This is a genomic window from Actinoplanes sp. G11-F43 (assembly GCF_050589265.1).
GTDB lineage: Bacteria > Actinomycetota > Actinomycetes > Mycobacteriales > Micromonosporaceae > Actinoplanes.
The window spans coordinates 1-7,360 of the sequence record NZ_JBNZCE010000087.1; the positions used below are offsets into that span (position 1 = coordinate 1).

Annotated in this window: 2 protein-coding genes; both read left to right on the top strand. The window is 68.4% G+C overall.

Annotated elements, in window-relative coordinates; translation table 11 throughout:
• On the top strand, nucleotides 1–2,881 hold a 2,881-nt coding region (locus ACQ0O7_RS44985), incomplete at its 5' end, for an SDR family NAD(P)-dependent oxidoreductase (protein ID WP_430792079.1).
• 45 nt (nucleotides 2,882–2,926) lie between these two features.
• Nucleotides 2,927–7,360: type I polyketide synthase (locus ACQ0O7_RS44990; RefSeq protein ID WP_430792080.1), on the top strand; the 4,434-nt coding region annotated here is incomplete at its 3' end.

Consider the following 7,360-nt stretch of genomic DNA (forward strand, 5'->3'; position numbering starts at 1 on the left):
GTGGGCGGTGATGGTTTCTTTGGCTGCGGTGTGGCGTGCCGCGGGTGTGGAGCCGGATGCGGTGGTGGGTCATTCGCAGGGTGAGATCGCCGCTGCTGCGGTGGCGGGGATCCTGTCGTTGGAGGACGCTGCCAAGGTTGTCGCGTTGCGTAGTCGCACCCTGGCGGCGTTGGCGGGTCATGGCGGGATGCTGTCGATCGCGGAGCCGGTGGACGCGGTCCGGCGCAGGATCGCCGCTTTCGGTGATCGGCTGTCGATCGCGGCGGTGAACGGCCCGTCGGCGACAGTGGTCTCCGGTGAGCCGGGAGCGCTGCGGGAGTTGCAGGCGTCCTGTGGTGATGCGGTGCGGACCCGGATGATCCCGGTGGACTATGCCTCGCATGGTCCGCAGGTCGAGCGGTTGCGGGACGAGATCCTGGCTGTTCTGGGAGGCATCACTCCTACTGCGGCGGAGATCCCGATGGTGTCGGCGCTGACCGGCGACTGGCTGGCTGGTCCGGAGTTGGATGCCGGCTACTGGTACTCCTCGCTGCGGGAGACGGTGGAGTTCGACCGGGCGATCGGTGTGCTTAGCGATTCCGGTCACGGCGTGTTCGTTGAGTGTTCTCCGCATCCGGTGTTGATCCAGGCTGTCGACGCCGCTGTCACGGTGGGAACTCTTCGTCGTGATGACGGTGGCGCGCGGCGTCTGATGGCGTCGTTTGCTGAGGCGTTCGTCAACGGCGTCGCCGTCGACTGGTCGATGGTGTTGGGCGGGGGGAGAACGGTCTGTCTACCGACGTATGCGTTCCAGCGTCGGTTCTTCTGGCCGAGTGCTCAGGAACCAGCGGGTATGCGGGGCGCCCCGGAGGCTGACGCCGAGTTCTGGGCTGCTGTCGAGGGTGGTGATCTGGTCGAGTTCGCTGCCAGGTTGAACGTCGACAGTGCCGGTTTGGGCGATGTGTTGCCGGTGCTGGCCGATTATCGGCGGCGTAGCCACGCCGATGCTGCGGTGGCTGATTGGCGTTACCGGGTGAGCTGGGTTCCGGTGACGGAGTCCTCGGTGGCGTTGTCGGGCAGGTGGCTGGTCCTCGGCGCTGGTACCGACGCCGACGCGGTCAGGGCGACATTGGCAGAGCGTGGCGCCGAGGTTCTTCGCGATACCGGTCAGGCGGACATCGCGGGTGTGGTGTCGGTGTTGCCCGAGGGTCCGGCGGCGATCGCGGAGTTGATCCGGGAGTTGGGTGCTGCTGGTGTGGTGGCTCCGTTGTGGGTGTTGACGCGTGGTGCGGTCGGCACCGGTGTCAACGATCCGGTGACTGCGGTGGATCAGGCGCAGGTGTGGGGTCTGGGTGTGGTGGCCGCTTTGGAGCTCGGTGACCGCTGGGGTGGCCTGATCGATCTGCCGGTAGTGCTGGATGGTCGTGCCGGTTCGAGGTTGGTGTCGGTGCTGGCCGGTGGTGGTGAGGACCAGGTAGCGATCCGGCCGTCGGGAATCGTGGGCCGTCGCCTGGTGCGTGCGTCACGGCCGGTGGCGGGCCGGACATGGTCGCCGGGTGGCGCGGTGTTGGTGACCGGTGGTACCGGTGGTGTCGGCGCGATCACTGCTGAGTGGGTGGTCGGCCGGGGTGCCGGCAGGGTGGTGTTGACCAGCCGGTCGGGTCCGGCGGCTGGGGGAGTCGCCGAGCTTGCGGCCTCGCTCGCCGCTGCGGGTGCTGTGGTGGATGTGGTGGCGTGTGATGTCGCCGCCCGGCCGGCGCTCACGGGTCTGCTGGAGTGGATCGACGCCTCGGGTATTGCGTTGTCGTCGGTGGTGCACGCGGCGAGTGTGGGTGCGCAGATCCCCGTCGATCAGGTGACGGCTTCGGACCTGTCCCATGTCCTGGCCGCCAAGGCGCGAGGCGCCGCTCTCCTTGACGAGTTGACCGCTGATCGGGAGCTCGACGCGTTCATCTTGTTCTCGTCGGGTGCCGGCACGTGGGGTAGTGGCGGGCTGAGCGCGTATGCGGCGGCCAACGCCTTCCTCGACGCCTTGTGTGACAACCGTCGTTCGCGTGGTCTGGTGGCGACGTCGTTGGTGTGGGGTTTGTGGGCGGGTGTCGGGATGGCTGCCGGTGAGGGTGGTGACCGGCTGCTGGATTCCGGGATGGAGGCCATCGACGCTGAGCGCGGCATGCGCGCTCTGGGGCAGGCGGTGGATGCCGACGAGGGTGTGGTGGTGGTCGCCGGGTTCGACTGGGAGCACTTCGTGCCGACGTATACGTTGCGCCGGTCGAGTCCGTTGCTGTCGGCCCTGCCCGAGGTCCGGAAGGTGTTGGCTGCGGAGGAGTCCGTTGTCAGTGAGTCTGGTGGCTCGGAGTTGGCGCTCCGGCTCCGGGGGATGTCGCAGGGTGAGCAGCGGCAGACGCTGACCGAGATGGTTCGGGCGCATGCGGCGGCCGTGCTCGGCTACGACTCGGTGGATGCGGTGTTGCCGCAGCGGGCGTTCAAGGACCTGGGCTTCGATTCGGTCGGTGCGGTGGCGTTGCGGAACAGGCTGGCTTCGGCGGCCGGGGTACGCCTGCCGTCGACGCTGGTCTTCGACTATCCGAACGCGGCGGCTCTGGCCGAGTTCATCCGGGACGAACTCGTGGGAACACCCGGCGGCGACGAGGGCGACACCGTCTCGACGGCCCTGGACCGGCTGGCGCTGGCGTTGGAGTCGGTCGACGGCGGCAGCGACACACGCCAGGATATCACCGAGCGGATGCAGACCATGCTGTCCCGCTGGCTGAGCGGCGGGACACCGAGCGAGTCCGCCACCCCCACCGAGGTCGGCCGGGAGACCGTGGCCGATCAGCTCGTCAATGCCTCCGCCGACGAGGTGCTCGACTTCATCAACAAGGAACTCGGAGGCGCCTGATGACCACTTTCAGTCTGTCGAGCGCACCGTCGAGGAGGAGTTTCTGTGGCTGACGACAAGAAGTTGCTCGAGACTCTGAAGAAGTTGGCGGCCGATCATTACGAGGCTCGCGAACGGGTCCGCAAACTGGAGTCCGGCGCTCGTGAGCCGATCGCGATCGTCGGGATGGGCTGCCGGTATCCGGGTGATGTCCGTGGTCCCGAGCAGTTCTGGGAGCTGTTGACCGACGGCACGGACGCCATCTCGGGGTTTCCGACTGATCGGGGTTGGGAGGCGTTCGAGGAGGAGTTCGGCGGCGGTTATGTTCGTGAGGGCGGCTTCGTCTATGACGTGGCTGATTTTGATCCGGGGTTCTTCGGGATCAATCCGCGTGAGGCCCTGGCGATGGATCCGCAGCAGCGGTTGTTGTTGGAGACGGCGTGGGAGGCGATCGAGCGGGCTGGTCTGGCGCCGTCGTCGCTGCATGGTTCGGCGACGGGTGTGTTCATCGGCGCCAGTGGGTCCGGGTATGAGGGTGTGCTCCCGTCGGATGACAAGAGCCTGGACGGTTACCGGTTGACCGGGTCGGTTCCCTCGGTCATCTCGGGCCGGATCTCGTACGTCCTGGGCTTGATCGGTCCTGCCGTCACCGTGGACACGGCCTGCTCCTCCTCGCTGGTGGCCCTGCATCAGGCGGTGAACGCGCTGCGTGGCGGTGAGTGCACGATGGCGTTGGCCGGCGGTGTCGCGGTGATGACCCTGCCGGGCGCGTTCATGGAGTTCGCCGAGCAGGGTGGGATGGCGTCCAGCGGCCGGAGCAAGGCGTTCTCCGACGACGCGGACGGAATCGGCTGGGGCGAGGGCGCCGGGGTGCTGCTGCTGGAGCGGCTTTCCGATGCGCAGCGGAATGGCCATGAGGTGCTGGCGGTGATCCGCGGAAGCGCGGTGAACCAGGATGGCGCGTCGAATGGTCTGTCGGCGCCGAACGGTCCGTCGCAGCGGCGGGTGATCCGGGCGGCGCTGGCGAACGCACGACTGTCCGCGGCGGATGTGGACGTGGTCGAGGCGCATGGCACGGGTACGTCCCTCGGCGACCCGATCGAGGCGGGCGCGCTGCTGGCCACGTACGGTCAGGAGAAGTCTGCTGATCGGCCGTTGTGGCTGGGCTCGGTGAAATCGAACATCGGTCACCTGCAGACGGCCGCCGGCACCGCCAGCGTGATTAAGATGGTTCTGGCACTGCGGAACAACCTCTTGCCGCGTACGTTGCACGCCGATACCCCGTCGTCGCAGGTCGACTGGTCGGCAGGCCATGTCGAGTTGTTGCAGCAGGCGCGGGATTGGCCGGCTGGGGATCGGCCCCGGCGCGCGGGTGTGTCGGCGTTCGGTGTCAGTGGCACCAACGTGCACGTGATCATCGAGGAAGCGCCGCCCATCGGGACAGCGGATTCCACAGGTCGGCCGGAACTGCCGGTTCTCGCCGCGGATCCGGCGGTGTGGCTGGTGTCCGGGCACAACGCGGCAACGCTCGCGGATCAGGCCGGTCGCCTACGGGACCACTTGGTCGCACGGCCGGAACTACCGGTACGCGACGTGGCATGGTCCCTGGCCACCGGCCGGTCGGTTTTCGAGCACCGCGCGGTGGCTCTCGGGGACGATCGCGCCGAGTTGCTGGCCGGTCTGGTGTCGGTGGCGACGGGTCAGCCGGCTGCCGGTGTGGTGACCGGTCAGGTCGCTCCCGGTGGTGTCGGGCGGACGGTGTTCGTGTTCCCGGGCCAGGGCAGCCAGTGGATCGGCATGGGCCGGGAACTGGCTGGGGAGTCGCCGGTGTTCGCGGCGCGGTTGGCCGAGTGTGCGGCGGCCCTGGAGCCGTTCGTGGACTGGCGACTGGATGACGTACTGGCTGGTCGTCATGGTTTTGAGTCCGCTGACGTGGTCCAGCCGGCGCTATGGGCGGTGATGGTGTCGCTGACTGCGGTGTGGCGTGCTGCCGGTGTGGAGCCGGATGCCGTAGTGGGTCATTCGCAGGGTGAGATCGCCGCTGCTGCGGTGGCGGGGATTCTGTCGCTGGGGGATGCGGCGAAGGTTGTCGCGTTGCGCAGTCGCACCCTGGCGGCGTTGGCGGGTCGTGGCGGGATGCTGTCGATCGCGGAGTCGGTTGACGAGGTTCGGGGCAGGATCGCCTCCTTTGGTGATCGTTTGTCGATCGCGGCGGTGAATGGTCCGTCGGCGACGGTGGTTTCCGGTGAGCCCGGGGCGCTGCACGAGTTGCAGGCCGCGTGCGGTGATGCGGTGCGAACCCGGATGATCCCGGTGGATTACGCCTCGCACGGTCCGCAGGTCGAGCAGTTGCGGGACGAGATCCTGACCGTGCTGGACGGGATCTCGCCCGGTCCGGCCGAGATTCCCATGGTGTCGGCACTCACCGGGCAGTGGCTGGCCGGTCCGGAGTTGGACGCCGGCTACTGGTACTCGTCACTCCGGGAGACCGTCGAGTTCGACAGGGCCGTGAAAGCGCTGAGCGATTCCGGTCATGGCGTGTTCGTGGAGGTCTCCCCGCATCCGGTGTTGATCCAGGCTGTCGACGCCGCTGTCACCGTAGGCAGTCTTCGTCGTGATGACGGTGGCGCGCGGCGTCTGATGGCGTCGTTCGCTGAGGCGTTCGTCAATGGTGTCGCCGTCGACTGGTCGGTGGTGCTGGGCGGGGGGAGAACGGTCTGTCTACCGACGTACGCGTTCCAGCGGCGCCGGTTCTGGCCTGAGGCACCGGTGTCGAGGCGTCCGGCGTGGTCGGTCGACGACTGGCGTTACCGGATCACCTGGCAGCTGTCGCAGCCCGGCGGTGTCGCCCCGGTGCTGTCCGGGACGTGGCTGGTGGTCGGCACCGATCCGGTCGGCCCGGCAGTCGTCGAGGCGCTCACGAGTCACGGCGCCGAGGTCGTCACGGTCCCTGAGTTGGATGCCACGTTGCTGGCTGGCGCGGCGGGCGTGGTGTCGTTGCTGGCCTTGGACGAGACTCCCGACCTGGACTACCCGTGGCTGGCCACAGGACTGACCGCGACCGTGGAACTGGTCAAGGCCGTCCACCGGGCTGAGGCGGAGATCCCGGTCTGGGTGCTGACGCGTGATGCGGTCCAGGCCGGCGCCGCCGACGTCACGACCGATCCGGTTCAGACGGCGGTGTGGGGTCTGGGCCGGGCGGTGGGTTTGGAGCGTCCCGAGTTGTGGGGTGGTCTGGTCGACCTGTCGGAGGGTTTCGACGGTGCGGCTCTGGTGTCGGTGCTGGCGGACGGCACTGAGGATCAGGTGGCTTTGCGGTCTGAGGGTGTGTTCCTGCGCCGTCTGGTTCGGGCTGAGACCCGTCGTGCCGCGTTTTCCCCGTGGTCGCCGCGGGGGACGGTGCTGCTGACCGGTGGCACGGGTTCGATCGGGGTCAGCGTGGGTGGCTGGTTGGCCGAGCGTGATGCTCAGCGGGTGGTGTTGACGTCGCGGTCGGGTCCGTCGGCGCCGAACGTCTCGGCGCTGGCGGCTTCGGTGGCCGAAGCGGGCACGGGTGTCGAGGTGATCAGCTGCGACCTGGGTGAAGCCGATCAGGTGTCCGCGATGGTGTCCTGGATCGAGGAATCCGGCCCCGGCCTGTCGACCGTGCTGCACTCAGCCAATCTGCCCTATCTGGCGTGGGTGCAGGACACCGAACGCGACGGCCTGGCCGCCGCGCTGGGTGCCAAGGCCGCCGGTGCGGTACATCTCGATCAGGCCACCGCCGGCCTCGATATTGACGAGTTCGTGTTGTTCTCGTCGATCTCGGCCACGTGGGGCAGCAACGACCACGGCGCCTACGCGGCCGGGAATGCGTTCCTGGACGGGTTCGCCGAACAACGGCGGGCGAGGGGCCTTCCCGCCACATCCATCGCGTGGGGTGTGTGGGATACCCGCGACTGGGATGCCGTCGACGCCGCCATGGCCCAGGGCGCCGGGGCGGTCACCCCGAGCCGTCTGCGCCGGCAGGGCATGAACTTCCTGAACACCGACCGGGCACTGACCGCGCTGGGTGAGATCCTGGCCGAGGACGAGACGTTCATCGCCGTCGCCGACGTGGAATGGGAGAAGTTCGCCCCCGTCTTCCAGATGGCCCGCCCCCGGCCGCTGCTGGACACGATTCCCGAGGCCCAGGAGCCGGGAACCACCGGTGAGCCGGCCGAAGAGGGCCGCGGCGAGTACGCGTCGCTCCTCGCCGCGATGCCGGTGGCCGAACGCCGCCGAACGGTCATCGAACTGGTGCGCTCCCACGCCACCGCGGTGCTGGGCTACGAGTCGGGTGAGGAGATCCCGGCCGAGCGGGCGTTCCGGGACGTCGGTTTCGACTCGCTGACCGCTGTAGAGCTGCGCAACCGGCTCAACACCGCGACCGGGGTACGGCTACCCGCCACCGTGATCTTCGACCATCCCAACCCGACGGCTCTGGCCGAGGAGATCCTGACCCGGCTGCTGGGCTCGGTG